This is a genomic window from Streptomyces sp. NPDC045678, from assembly GCF_056432085.1.
Genome location: NZ_JBWKJS010000009.1, coordinates 382,802 through 401,816, shown reverse-complemented (window position 1 = coordinate 401,816; position 19,015 = coordinate 382,802). Strand labels below are relative to the sequence as shown.

The window sequence follows — 19,015 nt, the reverse complement described above, 5'->3', positions numbered from 1 at the left end:
TGAAGTCTGTGGCGGGCGGATTCTGGGGAGGGCGGCTGGGGTTCGTGTCCGGCCGACCGCCGGTCGGGCTGGTCGCACAGTTCCCCCGCGCCCCTGACAGGCGCACTCCGTGCGCCGTCTCAAGGGCCGCCGTCGGGGAAGGCGCGGCGGAGCCGCATGCCTTCAGGGGCGCGGGGAACTGCGAGCAACCGCCGCGCACCCGTGGTGGGCAGCGCGCCCCGAGCGCCTGCGGCGCGCAGCCCTACAGCCGTTCCACGATCGTGGCGATGCCCATGCCTCCGCCCACGCACAACGTGGCCAACCCGTACCGGAGGTCCCTCCGCTCCAGCTCGTCCACGAGCGTCCCGAGGATCATCGCCCCGGTCGCCCCGAGCGGGTGACCGAGCGCGATCGCACCTCCGTTGACGTTCACCTTGTCCAGGGACAGCCCCATGTCCTTGACGAAGCGCAGCACGACCGCGGCGAACGCCTCGTTGATCTCGACGAGGTCGATGTCGTCGATGGTGAGCCCCGCCTTGGCGAGCGCCTTGCGCGTCGCGGGCGCGGGCCCGGTGAGCATGATGAGCGGGTCGGAACCCGAGACGGCCGCGGAGACGATCCGCGCGCGCGGGGTGAGGCCGTAGCGCTCGCCGACCTCCTTCGTGCCGACGGCGACCAGCGAAGCGCCGTCGACGATGCCGGAGGAGTTGCCCGCGTGGTGGACGTGGTCGATCTGCTCGATCCAGTGGTACTTCTGCAGCGCGACCGCGTCGAAGCCGCCCAGGTCGCCGATGTCCTTGAAGGACGGCTTCAGCTTGGCGAGGGAGTCGGCGGTGGTGCCGGGGCGCAGGTGCTCGTCGTGGTCGAGGACGACGAGGCCGTTGCGGTCCCTGACGGGCACGACGGACCGGGCGAAGCGGCCGTCCTTCCAGGCCGCGGCGGCCCGCTCCTGGGAGAGCGCCGCGTACTCGTCGACGTCGCGCCGCGTGAAGCCCTCGACCGTGGCGATGAGGTCCGCGCCGATGCCCTGCGGGGCGAAGTCGGTCTCGAAGTTGGTCATGGGGTCGGCGAACCAGGCACCGCCGTCGGAGGCCATGGGGACGCGCGACATCGACTCGACGCCGCCCGCGAGCACCAGGTCCTCCCAGCCCGAGCGGACCTTCATCGCGGCGAGGTTGACCGCTTCGAGGCCGGAGGCACAGAAGCGGTTCTCCTGGACGCCGGCGACCGTGTCGGGCAGGCCCGCGGCGATGGCCGCGATGCGCGCGATGTCGGAGCCCTGGTCGCCGACGGGGCCCACCACGCCGAGGACGATGTCGTCGATGGCGGCCGGGTCGAGGTCGGGGAAGCGGGCCTGGATCTCGTGGATCAGGCCGACGACGAGGTCGATGGGCTTGGTCCCGTGCAGGGCGCCGTTGGCCTTGCCGCGTCCGCGCGGGGTGCGGATCGCGTCGTATACGTACGCTTCGGTGGTCACGCGTGTGCCTTTCGAGGGTGTCCGGGAGAGGGTGGCCGGAGCTGTCCGGGAGACGGGTGGCCGGAGCTGTCCGGGAGGGTGCGGGTCAGCCGAGGAGGGAACGGCCGATGATCTCCTTCATGATCTCTGTCGTGCCGCCGTAGATGGTCTGGATGCGTCCGTCGGTGAAGGCCTTGGCGACGCGGTACTCCGCCATGTAGCCATAGCCGCCGTGCAGTTGCAGACACCGGTCGGCGACGCGTTTCTGCAGCTCGGTGGCCCACCATTTCGCCATCGACGCGTGCACGGCGTCGAGTTCCCCGTTCGAGTGATCGACGATGCACCGGTCGAGGAACGTGCGGGTGACGGCGCACTCGGTCGCCATCTCCGCGATCTCGAAGCGGATGTGCTGCAACTTGGCGAGCGGGCGCCCGAACGCCTCGCGCTCCTTCACGTACGTCGTGGTGATGTCCAGGAGGTGCTCGGCGGCGGCGATCCCCGCGACGGCGATGCCCATGCGTTCCTGCGCGAGGTTCGTCATCAGGTGGACGAAGGCGCCGTTCAGCTCACCGAGGAGGTTCTCCTTGGGGACGCGTACGTCGTTGAAGAACAGCTCGGCGGTGTCCTGGGACTTCTGGCCGATCTTGTCGAGGTTGCGGCCCCGCTCGAAGCCTTCCGCGCCGCGCTCGACGACGAGGAGGGACAGGCCGTGGGCGCCCCCTTCGGGGGACGTCTTGGCGACGACGATGACGAGGTCGGCGAGGATGCCGTTCGAGATGAACGTCTTGGAGCCGTTGAGCACCCAGTGGTCGCCGCGGTCCTCGGCGCCGGTGCGGATGCCCTGGAGGTCCGAGCCCGCGCCGGGCTCGGTCATCGCGATGGCCGTGATGGTCTCGCCGCTGCAGAAGCCGGGGAGCCAGCGACGCTTCTGCTCGTCGGTGGCGAGGGAGGTGAGGTAGGGGCCGATGATGTCGTTGTGCAGGCCGATGGCGAGCCCCGCGGCGCCCGCGCGGGTGAACTCCTCGGCGAGGACCGCGGAGTAGCGGAAGTCGTCGTTGCCGCCGCCTCCGTACTCCTCGGGGACGGCGAGACCGAGCAGCCCCTGCTTGCCTGCGGCGAGCCAGGCCTCGCGGGAGACGATGCCGTCCTGCTCCCACTGTTCGTAGTGGGGCAGCACTTCCTTGGCTAGGAAGGTGCGGACGGTCTCGCGGAACGCGTCGTGCTCGGCGGAGAAGATCTGCCGCTTCATGTGTACGTGGCCTCCTGGAGCCCTGTGTGAGCCGGCGGGCCCTGTCAGAGCCAGCCCTTGACGGTTTCGATCAACTTGGCCGGCTCGGGGCCGACGGGAATGACGTTGAGCATGGTGACGCCGGCCGCGCGGAAGGCCTCGACGCGTTCGCGTACGTAGCCCGCGGGCCCGCACAGCGACATGAGCTCGCAGAACTCGTCCGGGACGGCGGCTTCGGCTTCCTTCTTCCTGCCCGCCAGGTAGAGCTCCTGAATACGTGCGGCCTCTTTCCCGTAGCCGTACGCGACCGCGAGGTCGTTGTAGAAGTTCTTCCCCTTGGCGCCCATGCCGCCTACGTAGAGGGCGATTTGCGGGCGCGCGAGGTCCCGTACGGCCGCCGCGTCGTCCCCGATGGCGAGCAGTCCCCCGGCGACGGTCTCCAGCGGTCCGAGGGCCGGATCGCGCTTCTCCTTGCCCTCGGCGAGCGGGGCGCCCCACACCTGGTGGGCCTTCTCCGGCAGGAAGAGGGTGGGCAGCCAGCCGTCGGCGATCTCGGCGGTCATGCGGACGTTGGCGGGCCCCAAGGAGGCGACGTACAGCGGGACGTCGGGCCGTACCGGTCTGGTGAGGATCTTCAGGGGCTTGCCGAGCCTGCCGCCCTTCTCCGGAGGCAGCGGCATGTCCGTGATGCCGTGGTGGTCGATGACCTCGCGGCGCAGGATGCGGCGGGTCAGCTCGACGGCCTCACGGGTGCGGCCGAGCGGTTTGTCGTACGTCTTGCCGTGCCAGCCCTCGACGACCTGCGGGCCCGAGGCGCCGAGCCCGATGATCGCGCGGCCCCCGGAGATCGCGTCGAGTCCCGCCGCGGTCTGGGCGATGAGGGCCGGGGTGCGGGAGTAGACGTTGAGGATGGCGGCGCCGATCTTCATGCGCTCCGTGCGCGCCGCGAGGTAGCCCATGATCGTGGGCGAGTCGAAGCCGTATGCCTCCGCGACCCACACGGCGTCCAGGCCCGCGGACTCCAGGGCGGCGGCGCTGTCGGCGGCCTCGCGCGGGTCGCCCGCGTAGGCGAGCGGTGCGGAGATCTGCATCAGTGGTCTTCCTCGGGGGTGGTGGGGTGCGCGCGTCCGCTCGTGGGGTGCGCGCGTTCACTCGTGGGGTGCGCGAGGGCGGGTACGTCCCAGTCGCGGGCCACGTCGGCGGTGTCGGCGCCGGGCTGTGCGGGGCCGCTGCGGACCCGTGCCGGGGTCGCGGAGAAGCGGGGCGCGGGGGCGGGCTGGGTGATGCCGCCGTGGTCGGTGAAGGTGCCGCGGGCCGCGAGGTGCGGGTGGGCGGGCGCCTCACGCAGGGAGAGCACGGGCGCCACGCACGCGTCGGAGTCCTGGAAGACGGCCGTCCACTCGTCGCGCGTACGTTCCTTGAAGCGGGCGGCGACGGCTTCGCGCAGCTCGGCCCAGCGGGCCAGGTCCTTGCGGGCGGGCGCGGTGTCGGCGAGGCCGAGCAGGGCGGTGAACTCGTCGTAGAACGGCTGCTCCAGGGCGCCCACGGCCATGTAGCCGCCGTCCGCGGTCTCGTACGTGCCGTAGAACGGGCAGCCGCCGTCGAGGAGGTTGGCGCCGCGCCGGTCCTGCCAGCCGCCGGCCGCGAGCATGCCGTGGATCATCGAGGAGAGGTGGGCCGCGCCGTCGACGATGGCGGCGTCCACCACCTGTCCGGCGCCGTGTTCGCGCGCGTGGTGCAGCGCGGCGAGGATGCCGACGACGAGATAGAGCGAGCCGCCCGCGTAGTCGCCCACGAGGTTCGCGGGGACGGCGGGCGGCTCGTCGGGGTTGCCGATCATGCCGAGGGTGCCGGTGATGGCGATGTACGCGATGTCGTGGCCCGCGCGCGGGGCGAGCGGTCCTTCCTGGCCCCAGCCGGTCATCCGGCCGTAGACCAGCCTCGGGTTGCGGGCGTGACAGGCGTCGGGTCCGACGCCGAGGCGCTCGGCGACGCCGGGCCGGTAGCCCTCGATGAGGACGTCGGCGCGTTCGACCAGGTCGAGGACGCGGGCCGGTCCTTCGTCGGCCTTGAGGTCGACGATGACGGAGCGTTTGTTGCGGTTGGTCACGTCGTACTCGGGGTTGATCGCGAGGCCGCCGCCGCCCGGCCGGTCGACGCGCACGACGTCGGCGCCGAGATCGGCGAGCAGCATGGCAGCGAACGGGCCGGGCCCGATGCCTGCCAGCTCCACCACACGCACTCCGGCGAGCGGTCCGTGAACGCCCTTGCCCGGCATCGTCATTGAGCCCCCAGCACTGTGACACAACTGATGTAACACCAGTGATGCTAAGAACGTGTTCCACCGCGCACAAGCCCCTGGCGAGCAAGCGCTTAGACAATTCTGGCCGCGCCGCCGTGCCGCGCGCTAGCCTCGGCCACCGACAACTGCGCGGGGGCCCACGGCGGAGAGGTGCCATGACCAGTCGTAACAGCGACAACAGCAACGTCAGCGAGCGCGCGTACGACATCGTGCTCTTCGGAGCGACGGGTTTCGTGGGGATGCTCACCGCGGAGCATCTCGCCGCCCACGCCCCCGAAGAGGTGCGGTGGGCCATCGCCGGGCGCGACACCGGCAAGCTCGAAGGGCTGCGGGAGCGGCTCTCCGCGATCAACCCGAAATGCGCGGAACTCCCCCTGGTCCGCGCCGACGTGGCGGATCCCGCGTCGCTGCGGGAGATGGCCTCCCACGCGCGCGTGGTCGCCTCCACCGTCGGGCCGTACCTGACGTACGGGCAGGACCTGGTCGGGGCGTGCGCGGAGGCGGGTACGGACTATGTGGACCTGACCGGTGAGCCGGAGTTCGTCGACCTCATGTACGTGAAGCACGACGCCCGCGCGCGGGAGACCGGTGCGCGGCTCGTGCACTGCTGCGGCTTCGACTCGGTCCCGCACGACCTGGGGGCGTACTTCACGGTGCGGCGGCTGCCCGAGGACGTGCCGTTGCGCGTGGACGGGTTCGTCCGGGTGGGCGCGCGGTTCTCCGGCGGCACCTTCGCCTCCGCGCTCAACCAGTTCGGCCGGGGCCCCCAGATGCTCGCCGCGGCGAAGGACCGCCGTCGGCATGAACCGCGGGCGGTGGGACGCAAGGCGTACGCCCCGCCCGGCGCGCCCCGGTACGCGAGCGAGGTCGGCGCGTGGGCGCTTCCGCTGCCGACGATCGACCCGCAGGTGGTGCAGCGTTCGGCGCGCGCCCTGGAGCGGTACGGGCCGGACTTCCGCTACCGGCACTACGCCGCCGTGAAGTCGCTGCCGGTCGCTCTGGGCGCTCCCGTGGCCCTCGGCGGGCTCCTCGCGGTCGCGCAGCTGCCGCCCGCGCGCCGGTGGCTGTCCGCGCGCCTGAAGCCCGGGGACGGCCCTGACGAGGCACGCCGTGCGTCGTCGTGGTTCTCGGTCCGGTTCGTCGGCGAGGGCGGCGGGAAGCGGGTGTTCACCGAGGTCTCGGGCGGCGACCCCGGTTACGGCGAGACGGCGCGGATGCTGGGCGAGTCGGCGCTGTGCCTGGCCCTGGACTCCTTGCCGCCGACGGCCGGGCAGGTCACGACGGCCGTGGCGATGGGCGACACGCTGATCGAGCGGCTGCGGGCGGTGGGGCTCTCGTTCCGGGTCGTCGCGGAGCGCGAGGTAGCGCACGTCTAGGGAGACGGTCCGGATCCACAGAAATGCCCCGCACGCGCGCGTGCGGGGCATTTTCTACGTGGTCCTGCGATCCGGTGGATCAGGCGACCGGCGCCGGGTAGGTCGGGTACTCGACCCCGGAGACGTACTGGACGACCCGGATGACCTGGCACGAGTAGCCGAACTCGTTGTCGTACCAGAGGTAGAGGATCGCGTTGTCGCCGTCGACCTTGGTGGCGCCGGCGTCGACGATCGACGCGTGGCGCGAACCGACGAAGTCCATCGACACCGCGTCGGGCGCCGTCGTGAAGTCGATCTGCCGCTTCAGCGGCGAGTGCAGCGACACGTCGCGCAGGTGGTCGAGGACCTCGTCGCGCGTGGTCTCGCGGCCCAGGCGCAGGCTGAGGATGGCGATCGAGACGTCCGGCACGGGCACGCGGATCGAGCTGCCGGTGATCGGCGCCTTGAGGTCGGGCAGCGCCTTCGCGACGGCGGAGGCGGCGCCGGTCTCGGTGATGACCATGTTGAGCGGCGCGGAGCGGCCCCGGCGGTCGGCCTTGTGGTAGTTGTCCAGCAGGTTCTGGTCGTTGGTGAACGAGTGGACGGTCTCCACGTGGCCGCGCAGCACGCCGTACTCGTCCGCCATCGCCTTCAGCGGCGGGACGATCGCGTTGGTGGTGCAGGAGGCGCAGGACAGGATCTGCTCGTCCGGCTTGATCGTGTCGTGGTTGACGCCGTGCACGATGTTCGGGACGTCGCCCTTGCCGGGGGCGGTCAGGACGACCTTGTCGATGCCCGGGCGCAGGTGCTGGGAGAGGCCCTCGCGGTCGCGCCACTTGCCGGTGTTGTCGACGAGGATCGCGTCCTTGATGCCGTACGCCGTGTAGTCGACCTCGGACGGGTCGTTGGCGTAGATCACCTTGATCTCGTTGCCGTTGGCGACGATCGTGCTGTTCGCCTCGTCGACGGTGATCGTGCCCTGGAACTGGCCGTGGATGGAGTCGCGGCGCAGCAACGAGGCGCGCTTCACGAGGTCCTGGTCGCCGCCTCCGCGCACGACGATGGCGCGGAGCCGCAGGCCGTTGCCCGAGCCGGACTTCTCGATGAGGAGACGGGCGACGAGGCGGCCGATGCGACCGAAGCCGTACAGGACGACGTCGCGGCCCTCGCTGCGCTCGGCCTTGTTGGCGCCGATGGCACCTGCGACCGCTCCGGCGGTGAACTGCTCGACGGTCAGTCCGCGGTCGTCGGCCTTGTAGGCCTCCGCGAGCAGGGCCAGGTCGATCTGCGAGGGGCCGAGGTCGAGCGTGGTGAGAGCCTGCAGGAACGGCAGCGTCTCGGTGACCGAGAGCTCCTGACCGGCTATCTGCCGGGCGAATCGGTGCGTCTTCAGGATGCTGACCACCGACTTGTTCACCAAGGAGCGGCTGTGCAGCAGGACCGTCACGTCCCGCTCGCGGTGCAGCTTCCCGATGATCGGGATCATCGACTCCGCGATCTCCTCGCGGTGCTTCCAATTGGTGAACGAGTCGTCATTGACAGTCACAGGAGTATCTTTCGAGCTAGGCGGCGCTCATATGCTAACCCGCTCGTGTTTCCGACTCTCAACCGGCCACTTCTCGCAGTGCGGAGCGGCACAGCGCGTCCGCGCGGCGGGTGGATTCGGGCAGCCGGTAGCGGGGCGTGAGGCACAGGGTGTGCGCGCAGGCCCGGTCCAGGGAGACCCGGTGTCCGGCCGACACGAAGACCGGCTTCACGCCCTCGCGGGTGCGTAGCGCACGGCCGACCTCTTCGACCCCGTCCAGCAGCGGCGACGCGCTTCCCCGCCCGGCGGCCGGGTCCTCGTGGGCGAAGGTGAAGGGGTTCTTGGCGACGCCGATGGTCGGCAGCCCCGTCAGGACACCGAGGTGGCTCGCCAGGCCGAAGCGGCGCGGGTGGGCCACTCCGTAGCCGTCGCAGACGACAAGACCGGGGTCCGACCGCAGCTCACCCAGCGCGGCCAGGACCGTGGGGATCTCGCGGAACGCGAGCAGACCGGGCACGTAGGGGAACGCGACCTTTCCGACGGCTGTCGCCTCCTCGACCACGTCGAGCGTCGCGGCGTCGAGGACGACGACGGCCGCGGCCACGATGTCCCGCTCGTCGTCGTAGGCGACGTCCACGCCGGTCACACGGCCCGTGCCGGGCGGCGGGCCCGTCTCGTCGAGGACGACGCGGGTGCGCAGTTCGTCCTGGACGGCGCGTGCCGTCCGCTCGTCGGTGGGCCAGTCGGAGGGCATCGCGTAGCTGCTCATAGTGCCGGGAAGCCTAGTTGGCGCGAAAAGGCGCTTCCCGCGACCGCGGCGCATGGGCGAACATGTCCGGCATTAAAGAAGCGTAAAGATTGCCGGGTTCAGGCAATGAACGGCACCGGTCCGCTATGTCACCATTCCCCCGTACCGAGGTGAACGGCGCGACGGGGGAAGTGATCCGATGACGGTGTTTCTTGGTCTCGGCATCGCGGGGATCGTGCTGCTGGTGCTCTCGCTCCTCCTCGACGGGGTCCTGGAAGGGCTCTTCGGAGGAGCGGGGGCGCTGGACGGGCTCTTCGACGGGCTCCTGTCCCTGCCGGTCATCGCCGGATTCGTCTCCATGCTCGGCTTCGGCGGAGCACTCGTGCTCGGCACGACCGGCCTCGGTGCCGGTCCCGCCACCGTCGCGGGAGCCTGCGCCGGAACCGGGGCGGGCTGGGTGACGTGGAAGCTCACCCGCGCCCTGATGCGCGACCAGACCGCCCCCACGCCGCGCGGCGACGACCTCGTGGGTACCGCGGGGTCCGTCGTCACCGCGATTCCGGCCGACGGCTACGGCGAGGTGCTGCTGCACCTCGCGGGCCAGCGCGTGAAGTACGCGGCCCGCAGCTCCGCCGCGGTGGCACGGGGCACCGAGGTCTGGGTCGACGCGGCGCTGTCGCCGACGTCGGTGGCGGTCCGTCCCGTCGAACGCTGAGCGCGCCACCGCCCACCGATTCACCGAACCACCGATCCGCCGGCTCACCACTTCAGCACTTCAACACTTCACCAGCCTTCGCAACCGATCTGCCGTCCCCGGGTGGCAAGGGGAGGAATGCACCATGAGTCCAGTCCTGATCTCGGTCGTCGGAGTCGTCGTACTCCTCGTCCTGCTGGCGCTCGTCGTCATCACGCGCTACAAGGTCGCCGGGCCCAGCGAGGCCTTCATCGTGACCGGCCGGCGCGGCAAGAAGTCCACGGATCCGGACACCGGCCGCGTCATGACCGACAACAGCGGCCAGAAGGTCGTCGTCGGCGGTGGCGTCTTCGTCGTGCCGTTCGTGCAGCAGAAGTTCACCCTCGACCTGTCCTCGCGGCACATCCCGATCGCCGTCCGCGGCGCGGTCACGCTGCGCGGCGTCAAGGCGAACCTCGAGGGCGTCGCCATCGTGAAGGTCGGCGGCACCGAGGACTCGATACGAGCCGCCGCCCAGCGCTTCCTCGTGCAGCAGGACGGCATCGTCGGCTTCACCCAGGAAGTGCTCTCAGGCGCGTTGCGCTCCATCGTGGGACGCATGTCGGTCGAGGACATCATCCGGGACCGTGCCGCGTTCGCCGGGCAGGTCGCCGAGGAGGCCGAGGCCAGCCTGTCCGGGCAGGGCCTGGTCCTCGACGCCTTCCAGATCCAGGACATCACCACCGAGGGCTCCTACCTGGAGGACCTCGGCCGTCCGGAGGCCGCCCGCGCCAAGCAGGAGGCGGACATCGCCGAGGCCGTGGCGCGCCGCGCCGCCGAGCAGGCACGGCTGAAGGCGGAGGAGGAGATCGCCGTCGCGCAGCGGACCTTCTACCTCAAGCAGGCCGAGATCAAGGCCGAGACGGACGAGGCGGCGGCGCGCGCGAGCGCCGCGGGGCCGCTCGCGGAGGCCGCCAGGCAGCAGGACGTGCTCACCGAGCAGGAGAAGGTCGCCAAGCGCCAGGCGGCGCTCACCGACAGCGAGTTGGACACCCAGGTCCGCAAGCCCGCGGACGCGGCGCGCTACCAGGCCGAGCAGGAGGCGGAGGCCCGCAGGATCGGCCTGGTCAAGCAGGCCGAGGCCGACGCGGAGCGGGCCCGTCTGACCGGTGAGGGCGAGAAGGCCCACCGTGCCGCGCTGGCCGACGCCGTACGCCTGGAGGGTGAGGCCGACGCCGCCTCGATCGGCGCGCGGGGCGCCGCGGAGGCGGAGGCGATGCGCAAGAAGGCCGACGCGTTCGCGCAGTACGGTGACGCGGCCGTCCTGCAGATGCTCGTCGAGGTCCTGCCGAGCGTGGTCGCCAAGGCGTCCGAGCCGCTCGCCGCGGTGGACAAGATGACGGTGATCTCGACGGACGGGGCCGGGCAGCTGTCCCGTACGGTCGCCGACAACGTCGCCCAGGGCGTCGAGCTCCTCAGCTCCACCACCGGGGTCGACCTCGCCGAGCTCCTGAAGAACATCACGGGCGGCAGGTCCACGAGCCCCACCGCCCCGGTCTCCTCTGCCCCCTCGGCCCCCTCGGCCAACGGAAAGATCGAAGTCACCGACTAGGCACGGCAGTACGAGCGGCACGGGGTTCGCGGTCGAGGCCGGGGACCCCGTCGCCGTCTTCGCGGTCCGGGCCGCCCGGTAGCCTCGCGATCATGTTCATTCTCGAATTGACCTACACCGCGCCGGTCTCCGCCGTCGACGAGCAGCTGGAGGCCCACGTCGCGTGGCTCGACCAGCAGTACGAGGCCGGCGTCTTCATCGCGTCGGGCCGCAAGAACCCGCGCGACGGCGGCGTGATCATCGCCGTCGCGCGGGACCGCGCGGAGATCGAGAAGACCGTCGCCGAGGACCCGTTCACCGTGGCCGAGGTGTGCACGTACCGGATCACCGAGTTCTACGCGACGAAGACGGCCCCGCCCCTCGCCGCGTACCGCGAGCAGCTCCCCGCCTGAGGCCTGCGTCGGAAGCCCGCCTACCGCCGTCCTTCCAGCCGGGCGATCCGCCCCTTCTCCCCCGCGGCCCAGCAGCCCCCGTCGGGCGTGCAGTCCACGGTGTCGTACGACCCGGAGTCGACCGTCCGCCAGCTCCGGCCGCCGTCCGTCGTGACGTCCGTGCCCGTCGGGCCGACCGCGAGCGCCGTGGAGCGGCTGTGCGGGAGCCACGCCACGCCCGAGCGGTAGGCGGGCAGCGGCTTTCCCGCCGGCTCCCAGCGGCGGCCGCCGTCCCGGGTGACCGCGGCCGCCCGCGGGGAGGGCTGGTCGGCGCGGTAGTCGCCGCCCACGGCGATGCCGTGCGCACGGTCGCGGAAGGCGAGCCCGAAGACACCGCGGGCCGGATCACCGGCGGGGATCGGCGCGTCGGTGGCCTTCCAGGTCAGTCCGCGGTCGGCGGAGTGCAGGACACGCGCGCGTGCCGCGCCGCCCGTGGCCAGCCACACGTCCCGGGGCCCGCCGCTCACCAGGCACTGGCCGCTCGCCGCGAAGCCCGCCTCGCCCTCCTGCGCCGCGGGCATGCCGGTGTGCGGCAGGACCTTCCAGGACCGGCCCCCGTCGGCGGTGGACAGGATGCGGAACTTCCCGTCGACGGGATCGCTCATCGCCAGGCCGTGGCGCCGGTCGAGGAACGTCATGCAGTCGTAGAACGCCTTGGCGTCGGTGTTGCGGAACGACTCCGTCCAGGTGGCCCCGCCGTCCTCGGTGCGCAGCACCCGCGACGCCTCGCCCTCGCCGATGGCGAGGACCACCGCGCGGCGGCCGTCGAAGGCCTCGATGTCGCGGAACTCCAGACCGGCGGCGCCGGGCGGGGAGACTTCGCGCCACGTCCTGCCGCCGTCCGCGGTGCGCAGCACGGTCCCCTTCGTACCGGCCGCCCACGCCGTGTCACGGCTGACCGCGGCGAGACCGCGGAAGCGGGCGTCGGTGCCGCTGTCCTTGAGCTGCCAGCGCGGTTTCCGGTCCGGGTGGTGCGCGTCGCCGTCCGCCCGCGCGGCGCCCGGCGCCGCGAGGACGGTTCCGGCGAGCATCGCGCCGCACAGTCCCGTCAGTACCGTCCGTCTCGTCGACTTCGTCTTCCCCATGCCCCTCATGGCGGGCGAAGCTAGCCGACGCGCGGGACCTCGTCCAGATGGCCTGAAGGCGTCCCCCATGAGGTGGTCGCCGGGAACCGCGGGCCCTGCCAGGGTGTCGCGGTGACAGAGGTCACTCGCTCCGAACCGCTCTCCGTGTGCACGGATCCGGTCTTTCCGTCGTCTATTCAAGTGCCGACCCCAGTCGTCCAGCAGTCAGTGAGGGAGCAGGCGTTGTCCACCGTCATCGAGCAAGCCGTAGAGGCCCGCCTGGTCGCCGCCGAGCCGCGGATGCCGACCATTCCCGCAACGCTCCACTACGACCGGCGGGATCCGTTCGCCGTGCGCATGAGCTTCCCCGCTCCCGCGACCCTGGAAGGCATCGAGGTCTACTGGACCTTCGCCCGTGAGCTCCTCGTCCACGGCGTGGAGCGTGCGGTGGGCGACGGCGACGTGCGCGTGCGTCCGTACGGGTTCGACCGGACCGTCGTGGAGTTCCACGCCCCCGAGGGCACCGCGATCGTCCACATCCGCACCGGCGACCTTCGCGGCTTCCTGCACCGCACGATGGTGCTGGTGCCGACCGGCCAGGAGAGCCGGCACGTGGATCTGGACCAGGACCTGGCCGAGCTGATGCGGGACGCGTGCTGAGCGACGGAGCCGGCTTTCCGTAGACGTCGGCAGGGGCCGGCAGGGGTCGGCTCCGAGCCTGCGCCTGCCGCGAAGACCGCGCCCGCGCTCAGCCCCCGCCTCCCCCGCTCGACGAGCGCGCCGTCTCCGCGGCCTCGATCGCCGAGGCCAGCGCCTTGCGCAGGGCGCGCATCTGCTGGGTGACCTCGAGCGACGCGCCGCCGCCGCGGTCCGTGAGCTCCGTGAGGCGGTCCTTGTACCGCCTGCGGTCCTTGCCGGTGACGAACGGACGCACCTTGCCGGTGGCCGCGCACATCACGAGGGCCGCCTCGCTCTCGGACACCTCCGTGATCGACCGGGGACCGCGCAGCACCATGCCCGCCTCGGCCTGCAGCGCCTCCGCGTATCCGGCGCGCTCCAGCTCCCAGTGCCGGACGGGGAAGACGCCGAGGACGCGCCGGCGTCCCAGGCGCAGATAGCCGTGGGCGGTGAGCTGGTCGCGCACTTCGTCCAGGGTGCCGCGGGAGCGGTGTGTCATCCACCCGCGCCACTTGCGTGGCCGGGACTCCTCGATGAGCTCGGTGAGTGCGTCGAGCACCGTGTCGCCCGTGCGCGCGCCGGTCACCGGGGTGACGATGCCGCCCCGCTCGACGATCACACCGCGCTGGGCGAGCTCGGCCAGCGCGCCGGCGCGGATGACGAGGTGCAGGTCGGGGCCGCCGGTGAACTTTCCCCTCTCCCCGTTCCATGACAGGAGCAGGAGCCTGGCTGGCAGGGACAGCGTGCCGTAGTGCACGGCGCCTCCTCGGTCGGCGTCCACGGAGCCGGGTGTGGGCTCACGATAAAACGTTGACACACCCAGAAGTGCGTCCTACGGTGTACAGCGGTTCTGTTGCCGTCGATAGGAGAAGGACGTTGCTCGTCTGAGGTCATGAGACACCGCGTCACGCAGCCTTCGCTGCCGTGCACGCCGTGTGCGACCTCGGCATCACGAGCCGTCCCGTCCCCCGGCACAGGCCTTTTCTCGTTCTCCGGCCTTTTCTCCGCCGCGGTGTCTCGAACGCGTTGCCCCTGACCGCGCTTCACACCACGCAACCGCGAGGCCTGTATGTCTACCCACCCCACCTCCATCAGCTGTACGTCGCTCTCCTTCGGCTGGCCCGACGGCACCGGCGTCTTCGACGGCCTCCAGGCCTCCTTCGGGCCCGGCAGGACCGGGCTCATCGGCGTCAACGGGTCAGGAAAGTCAACCCTGTTGAAGCTCGTCGCGGGCGAGCTGACGCCCACCGACGGCGCGGTGCGCGTCGCCGGGGACGTCGGGTACCTGCCGCAGAACGTCACCCTCGACACCGGCCTGCGCGTCGACGAGGTGCTCGGCATCGCCGCGACCCGCGCCGCGCTGCACGCCATCGAGGCGGGTGACGTGCGCGAGGAGCACTTCACCGCGGTCGGCGACGACTGGGACGTCGAGGAGCGCGCCGTCGCCACCCTCGACCAGCTCGGGCTCGGCCACATCGGCCTGGACCGCACCACGGGCGAGGTGTCGGGCGGCGAGTCGGTGCTGCTGCGCCTGGCGGCGCTGCTGCTGCGCCGTCCCGACGTACTCCTCCTCGACGAACCGACCAACAACCTGGATCTGTACGCCCGTCGGCGGCTGTACGCGGCCGTCGAGGCATGGTCCGGCGTCCTGGTCGTCGTCAGCCACGACCGCGAACTCCTGGATCTGGTCGACCAGATCGCCGATCTCCGGGACGGGGAGGTGAGTTGGTACGGGGGCAACTTCAGCGCGTACGAGGAGGCCCTCGCCGTGGAGCAGGAGGCGGCCGAGCGCATGGTGCGCGTCGCCGAGACCGACCTGCGCAAGCAGAAGCGCGATCTGGCCGACGCCCAGGTCAAGCTGGCCCGCCGCAAGCGGTACGGCCAGAAGATCCAGGACAGCAGGAGCCAGCCGAAGATCCTGATGGGCGCCCGCAAACGCGCCGCACAGGAGTCGGCGGGCAAGCACCGCATCATGCACGAGGAGAAGCTCGCCGAGGCGAAGGAGCGTCTTGACGACGCCGTCGAGGCGGTACGGGAGGACGACGAGATCCGCGTCGACCTGCCGCACACCCTGGTCCACCCGGGGCGCACCGTGCTCACCCTGAGTGACCTCGAGCTGTGCTACGGCGCCCGCGTGCAGGGCGAGTTCGAGCTGCGCGGGCCCGAGCGGATCGCGCTCATCGGCCGCAACGGCGCGGGCAAGACCACGCTCCTGCGTACCATCGCCAAGCAGCTGGAGCCGGTCTCCGGCGAGGCACTGGCCCATGTGCCGATGCGCTTCCTGCCGCAGCGCCTCGACGTGCTCGACGGCGAGCTGACCGTCGCCGAGAACGTGGCGGCGTACGCTCCCGACGCGACCAACAACCGCATCAGGGCGCGTCTGGCCCGCTTCCTGTTCAAGGGGGCCAAGGCCGACCAGCGGGCGGCGACCCTGTCGGGCGGCGAGCGGTTCCGCGCGGCGCTGGCGGCGCTGCTGCTCGCGGAGCCCGCGCCGCAGCTGCTGATGCTCGACGAGCCGACGAACAATCTCGACATGGCGAGCGTGAAGCAGCTGTCGACGGCCCTGGAGTCGTACGAGGGCGCGCTGATCGTGGCCAGCCACGACCTGCCGTTCCTGGAGTCCATCGGCATCACGCGGTGGCTGCTCCTCGACGGAGAACTCAAGGAGATCACTCAGGAAAAGAAGACAGAAGCTGTCGGGTATTCCGCCTAGCTTCGGGTGCATGGACCAGAAGCACCGGGACACGCACCAGTACATCGCCATCGACGGAGCCCGTGAGAACAATCTGAAGGAGGTGAGCCTGCGCATCCCCAAGGGCAGGCTCACCGTTTTCACGGGCGTGTCGGGGTCCGGGAAGTCGTCGGTCGTCTTCGACACGATCGCGGTGGAGTCGCAGCGCCAGCTGAACGAGACGTTCACCTGGTTCGTCCGCAACCGGCTGCCGAAGTACGAGCGGCCGCACGCGGACGCCATCGAGGAGCTCTCCCCCGCGATCGTCGTCGACCAGAAACCGGTCGGCGGCCACTCCCGCTCCACCGTGGGCACGATGACGGACATCTACTCCGTGATCCGCGTGCTGTTCTCCCGGCACGGCACGCCGAGCGCGGGCCCGGCGACGGCGTACTCGTTCAACGACCCGTCGGGCATGTGCACGGAGTGTGACGGCCTCGGCCGCACGGTACGGGCCGACTACGACCGCATCATCGACCCCGCCACCTCCCTGGCGGACGGCGCGATCCTCTTCCCGCCGTTCGCCGCGGGCACCTGGCAGGGCCAGACGTACACGAACACACCCGACCTGGACACGCACAAGCCGGTCGGCGAATTCACCGCCGAGGAACGGCGGTTCCTGCTGCGCGGCGGCGGGCGCACGGGGAAGAAAGTGAACGTCAACAACACGGGCGGCGCGCGGGACATCGACTACGAAGGTCTCGCCGACCGCTTCGAGCGGCTGTACCTCAACCGCGACCTGTCCGCGCTCTCCCAGAAGACCCGCGACATGGTGCAGGGCTTCCTGAACGAGGGCCCCTGCCCGGCCTGTCACGGGGCCCGCCTCAACGCGGCGGCGCTCGCCAGCCGCATCAACGGCCTGGGCATCGCCGACTGCACCCGGATGGAGGTCACCGACCTGATCGGTGAGTTGGGACGCGTCGACGACCCGGTGGCCGGTCCGATCGCGGCGGCCGCCGTGGCGGCGCTCGAACGGATCGAGGCGATCGGCCTCGGCTATCTCAGCCTGGACCGCGAGACGTCCACGCTCTCCGGAGGAGAGGGCCAGCGCCTCAAGATGGTGCGTCACCTGGGGTCGAGCCTCACCGGGATGACGTACATCTTCGACGAGCCGAGCGTCGGGCTGCACCCGCGCGACGTGGGGCGGCTGGGCGACCTTCTGCTCCGGCTGCGCGACAAGGGCAACACCGTCCTGGTCGTCGAGCACGACCCCGACGTGATCGCGATCGCCGACCAGGTCGTCGACATGGGCCCGGCGGCCGGCACCGACGGCGGCCTGGTCGTCTTCGAGGGCACTCCGGAGGAGCTGCGCCGGGCCGACACCCTCACCGGCCGCCACCTGCGGCGGGCCACTGGCATCAAGGAGCACCCGCGCGTGGCCGCCGGTGGCCACTGGGTCAGGGGCGCCGATCTGCACAACCTCAAGAACGTGAGCGTGCGGGTGCCCACCGGGGTCCTCACGGCGGTCACCGGCGTCGCAGGTTCCGGCAAGAGCACCCTGGTCTCGAAGGCGTACACCGACGCGTACCCGGACGCCGTCGTCGTGGACCAGTCGTCCATCGGCATCTCGGGCCGCTCCACCCCGGCGACGTACCTCGGGATCATGGACACGGTACGCAAACTGTTCGCGCGCGAGACCGGCGCGAAGGCGAGCCTGTTCAGCTTCAACTCGCACGGTGCGTGCGAGCGTTGCCAGGGGCGCGGGGTCATCTACAGCGATCTGGCGTTCATGGACCCGGTGACCACGACGTGCGAGGCCTGCGAGGGGCGCCGCTTCAAGGAGGAGGTGCTGCGGCTCACCGTCGGCGGCCGGTCCGTCGTGGACGTACTGGAGATGACCGCCGAGCAGGCCCTGGACTTCTTCGCGCGCCTCGACGACACGTCGGTGCGCCGCCGGCTGCGGGCCCTGCGGGACGTGGGCCTCACCTACCTCACGCTCGGGCAGCCGCTGAGCACTCTGTCCGGCGGCGAGCGCCAACGCATCAAGCTGGCGACCCAGTTGCACCGCACGGGCACGACGTACGTCCTCGACGAGCCGACCACCGGGCTGCACATGGCGGACGTCGACGGCCTGCTCGCCCTGCTCGACCGGCTCGTCGACGCCGGCAACACGGTGATCGTCGTCGAGCACAACCTCGACGTCGTCAAACACGCGGACTGGGTGATCGACCTCGGTCCCGACGGCGGCAAGCACGGCGGGCGGATCGTCTTCGAGGGGACACCGGCGCAGCTCCTGCGGGCCGAGGGCTCGTTCACGGCGGATCACCTGCGAGGCACTCTGGGCGGGGGCGGGCGACGCGCTGCATGATGTTGCGGCACCCGCCCCGTCCGCGTGAGGAGAGCCGTCCGTGCCCAGCAAGAAGGCCCTGATACGCCGCCCGAGCCCGCGCCTCGCGGAGGGCCTGGTCACCCACCTGGAACGCGCCCCCGTCGACGTGCGCCTCGCGATGCGGCAGTGGGAGGCGTACGTGGAGGCGCTGAACGCCCACGGCTGGGAGACCTTCGAGGTGGAGCCGGCGGACGCCTGCCCCGACTCGGTCTTCGTGGAGGACGCGGTCGTCGTCTTCCGGAACGTGGCCCTGATCGCCCGGTCCGGCGCTCGCTCGCGGCAGGGCGAGACGACCGGCGTCGAGGAGGCGGTGGGCAGGCTCGGGTGCTCGGTCAACTGGGTGTGGGAGCCGGGCGCGCTGGAGGGCGGCGACGTGCTCAAGATCGGCGACACCCTCTACGTCGGGCGGGGCGGCAGGACGAACGCCGAGGGGGTGCGGCAGCTGCGGGCCGTCTTCGAGCCTCTCGGAGCGCGGGTCGTCTCCGTGCCCGTGGCCAAGGCCCTGCATCTGAAGTCCGCCGTGACGGCGCTGCCCGACGGGACCGTCGTCGGGTACGGGCCGCTCGTGGACAGCCCCTCGCTCTTCCCCCGCTTCCTTCCCGTACCGGAGGAGGCGGGCGCGCACGTGGTGCTGCTCGGCGGCTCGAAACTGCTCATGGCGGCGAGCGCGCCCCGCAGCGCGGAGCTCTTCGCCGATCTCGGATTCGACCCCGTTCCGGTGGATATCAGCGAGTTCGAGAAGCTCGAAGGATGTGTGACGTGCCTCTCAGTCCGGCTCCGTGAACTGTACGCCTGACCAGTAGTGGGGCCGCTGGGGCACCAGATACGGGTGCGGGCCGGGCTCACAGCCTCTTTACGGAGGGTTTAACCTACGGCAACGTAACCTACGACACCGTAGGTAGTG

The 19,015-nt window shown here is 71.2% G+C and carries 16 protein-coding genes; 8 read left to right on the top strand and 8 right to left on the bottom strand.

Going from position 1 to position 19,015, the window contains the following annotated elements:
- Positions 1–241: 241 nt before the first annotated feature.
- The 4 genes from AC07DO_RS30715 to AC07DO_RS30700 form a co-directional block, all read right to left on the bottom strand.
- On the bottom strand, positions 242–1,456 hold the full coding sequence (locus AC07DO_RS30715; RefSeq protein WP_479064032.1) for an acetyl-CoA C-acetyltransferase: 1,215 nt from the start codon (positions 1,454–1,456) through the stop codon (positions 242–244).
- Between the two features lie 85 nt (positions 1,457–1,541).
- Positions 1,542–2,684 carry an acyl-CoA dehydrogenase family protein gene (locus tag AC07DO_RS30710; protein WP_479064030.1) on the bottom strand — a complete coding sequence of 381 codons (1,143 nt, stop codon included), beginning with the start codon at positions 2,682–2,684 and terminating at the stop codon, positions 1,542–1,544.
- A 44-nt stretch (positions 2,685–2,728) separates the two neighbouring features.
- On the bottom strand, positions 2,729–3,754 hold the full coding sequence (locus AC07DO_RS30705; protein WP_479064029.1) for an LLM class F420-dependent oxidoreductase: 1,026 nt from the start codon (positions 3,752–3,754) through the stop codon (positions 2,729–2,731).
- Positions 3,754–4,941, bottom strand: coding sequence for a CaiB/BaiF CoA transferase family protein (locus tag AC07DO_RS30700; RefSeq protein WP_479064219.1), 1,188 nt, complete (start codon positions 4,939–4,941; stop codon positions 3,754–3,756). The genes AC07DO_RS30705 and AC07DO_RS30700 overlap by 1 nt, the downstream gene beginning before the upstream one ends.
- Positions 4,942–5,120: 179 nt before the next feature.
- Between AC07DO_RS30700 and AC07DO_RS30695 the strand changes: the two genes are divergently transcribed.
- Positions 5,121–6,341, top strand: a complete 1,221-nt coding sequence (locus AC07DO_RS30695) for a saccharopine dehydrogenase family protein (RefSeq protein ID WP_479064027.1) — start codon at positions 5,121–5,123, stop codon at positions 6,339–6,341.
- Positions 6,342–6,420: 79 nt separating this feature from the next.
- Here the strand turns inward: AC07DO_RS30695 and AC07DO_RS30690 are convergent, their stop codons facing one another.
- Both AC07DO_RS30690 and AC07DO_RS30685 read right to left on the bottom strand, forming a co-directional pair.
- Positions 6,421–7,866, bottom strand: a complete 1,446-nt coding sequence (locus AC07DO_RS30690; protein ID WP_479064025.1) for a glyceraldehyde-3-phosphate dehydrogenase — start codon at positions 7,864–7,866, stop codon at positions 6,421–6,423.
- A gap of 58 nt (positions 7,867–7,924) precedes the next feature.
- Positions 7,925–8,614 carry an endonuclease V gene (locus AC07DO_RS30685; protein ID WP_479064023.1) on the bottom strand — a complete coding sequence of 230 codons (690 nt, stop codon included), beginning with the start codon at positions 8,612–8,614 and terminating at the stop codon, positions 7,925–7,927.
- A 178-nt stretch (positions 8,615–8,792) separates the two neighbouring features.
- On the opposite strand from AC07DO_RS30685, the gene AC07DO_RS30680 reads away from it, so the two are divergent.
- The 3 genes from AC07DO_RS30680 to AC07DO_RS30670 all read left to right on the top strand — a co-directional run bounded on the left by AC07DO_RS30680 (position 8,793) and on the right by AC07DO_RS30670 (position 11,270).
- Positions 8,793–9,308, top strand: a complete 516-nt coding sequence (locus AC07DO_RS30680; protein ID WP_479064021.1) for a hypothetical protein — start codon at positions 8,793–8,795, stop codon at positions 9,306–9,308.
- Between the two features lie 124 nt (positions 9,309–9,432).
- Positions 9,433–10,878 carry a flotillin family protein gene (locus AC07DO_RS30675; RefSeq protein ID WP_479064019.1) on the top strand — a complete coding sequence of 482 codons (1,446 nt, stop codon included), beginning with the start codon at positions 9,433–9,435 and terminating at the stop codon, positions 10,876–10,878.
- 92 nt (positions 10,879–10,970) lie between these two features.
- Complete coding sequence (locus AC07DO_RS30670) at positions 10,971–11,270, top strand: YciI family protein (protein ID WP_479064018.1); 300 nt, start codon at positions 10,971–10,973, stop codon at positions 11,268–11,270.
- 20 nt (positions 11,271–11,290) lie between these two features.
- Here the strand turns inward: AC07DO_RS30670 and AC07DO_RS30665 are convergent, their stop codons facing one another.
- Positions 11,291–12,394, bottom strand: coding sequence for a WD40/YVTN/BNR-like repeat-containing protein (locus AC07DO_RS30665; protein ID WP_479064016.1), 1,104 nt, complete (start codon positions 12,392–12,394; stop codon positions 11,291–11,293).
- Between the two features lie 222 nt (positions 12,395–12,616).
- On the opposite strand from AC07DO_RS30665, the gene ssgD reads away from it, so the two are divergent.
- Positions 12,617–13,033: a spore wall synthesis regulator SsgD gene (ssgD, locus tag AC07DO_RS30660; RefSeq protein WP_479064014.1), complete on the top strand. Its 417-nt coding sequence runs from the start codon at positions 12,617–12,619 to the stop codon at positions 13,031–13,033.
- 88 nt (positions 13,034–13,121) lie between these two features.
- On the opposite strand, the gene AC07DO_RS30655 is transcribed toward ssgD, so the two are convergent.
- Positions 13,122–13,832, bottom strand: coding sequence for a GOLPH3/VPS74 family protein (locus tag AC07DO_RS30655; RefSeq protein ID WP_479064012.1), 711 nt, complete (start codon positions 13,830–13,832; stop codon positions 13,122–13,124).
- A 288-nt stretch (positions 13,833–14,120) separates the two neighbouring features.
- Here AC07DO_RS30655 and AC07DO_RS30650 point away from each other — a divergent pair, with 288 nt between their 5' ends.
- The 3 genes from AC07DO_RS30650 to ddaH are packed head-to-tail and all read left to right on the top strand — an operon-like array spanning position 14,121 to position 18,907.
- Entirely contained in the window at positions 14,121–15,764 is a 1,644-nt protein-coding gene (locus tag AC07DO_RS30650) for an ABC-F family ATP-binding cassette domain-containing protein (RefSeq protein ID WP_479064009.1), read from the top strand.
- A 10-nt stretch (positions 15,765–15,774) separates the two neighbouring features.
- The gene (locus AC07DO_RS30645) at positions 15,775–18,090 is read left to right on the top strand and encodes an ATP-binding cassette domain-containing protein (protein ID WP_479064007.1); all 2,316 of its coding nucleotides are present in this window, start codon (positions 15,775–15,777) and stop codon (positions 18,088–18,090) included.
- Between the two features lie 40 nt (positions 18,091–18,130).
- Positions 18,131–18,907, top strand: coding sequence for a dimethylargininase (ddaH, locus tag AC07DO_RS30640; RefSeq protein WP_479064005.1), 777 nt, complete (start codon positions 18,131–18,133; stop codon positions 18,905–18,907).
- The last annotated feature ends 108 nt before the right edge of the window (positions 18,908–19,015 follow it).

Bases quoted from the DNA above. Each gene is read 5' to 3' on its own strand.
- AC07DO_RS30650 (WP_479064009.1), top strand. From the start codon at position 14,121: ATGTCTACCCACCCCACCTCCATCAGCTGTACGTCGCTCTCCTTCGGC.
- AC07DO_RS30700 (WP_479064219.1), bottom strand. From the start codon at position 4,941: ATGCCGGGCAAGGGCGTTCACGGACCGCTCGCCGGAGTGCGTGTGGTG.
- AC07DO_RS30685 (WP_479064023.1), bottom strand. From the start codon at position 8,614: ATGAGCAGCTACGCGATGCCCTCCGACTGGCCCACCGACGAGCGGACG.
- AC07DO_RS30710 (WP_479064030.1), bottom strand. From the start codon at position 2,684: ATGAAGCGGCAGATCTTCTCCGCCGAGCACGACGCGTTCCGCGAGACC.
- AC07DO_RS30675 (WP_479064019.1), top strand. From the start codon at position 9,433: ATGAGTCCAGTCCTGATCTCGGTCGTCGGAGTCGTCGTACTCCTCGTC.
- AC07DO_RS30695 (WP_479064027.1), top strand. From the start codon at position 5,121: ATGACCAGTCGTAACAGCGACAACAGCAACGTCAGCGAGCGCGCGTAC.
- AC07DO_RS30645 (WP_479064007.1), top strand. From the start codon at position 15,775: ATGGACCAGAAGCACCGGGACACGCACCAGTACATCGCCATCGACGGA.
- AC07DO_RS30670 (WP_479064018.1), top strand. From the start codon at position 10,971: ATGTTCATTCTCGAATTGACCTACACCGCGCCGGTCTCCGCCGTCGAC.
- AC07DO_RS30680 (WP_479064021.1), top strand. From the start codon at position 8,793: ATGACGGTGTTTCTTGGTCTCGGCATCGCGGGGATCGTGCTGCTGGTG.
- AC07DO_RS30705 (WP_479064029.1), bottom strand. From the start codon at position 3,754: ATGCAGATCTCCGCACCGCTCGCCTACGCGGGCGACCCGCGCGAGGCC.
- AC07DO_RS30665 (WP_479064016.1), bottom strand. From the start codon at position 12,394: ATGGGGAAGACGAAGTCGACGAGACGGACGGTACTGACGGGACTGTGC.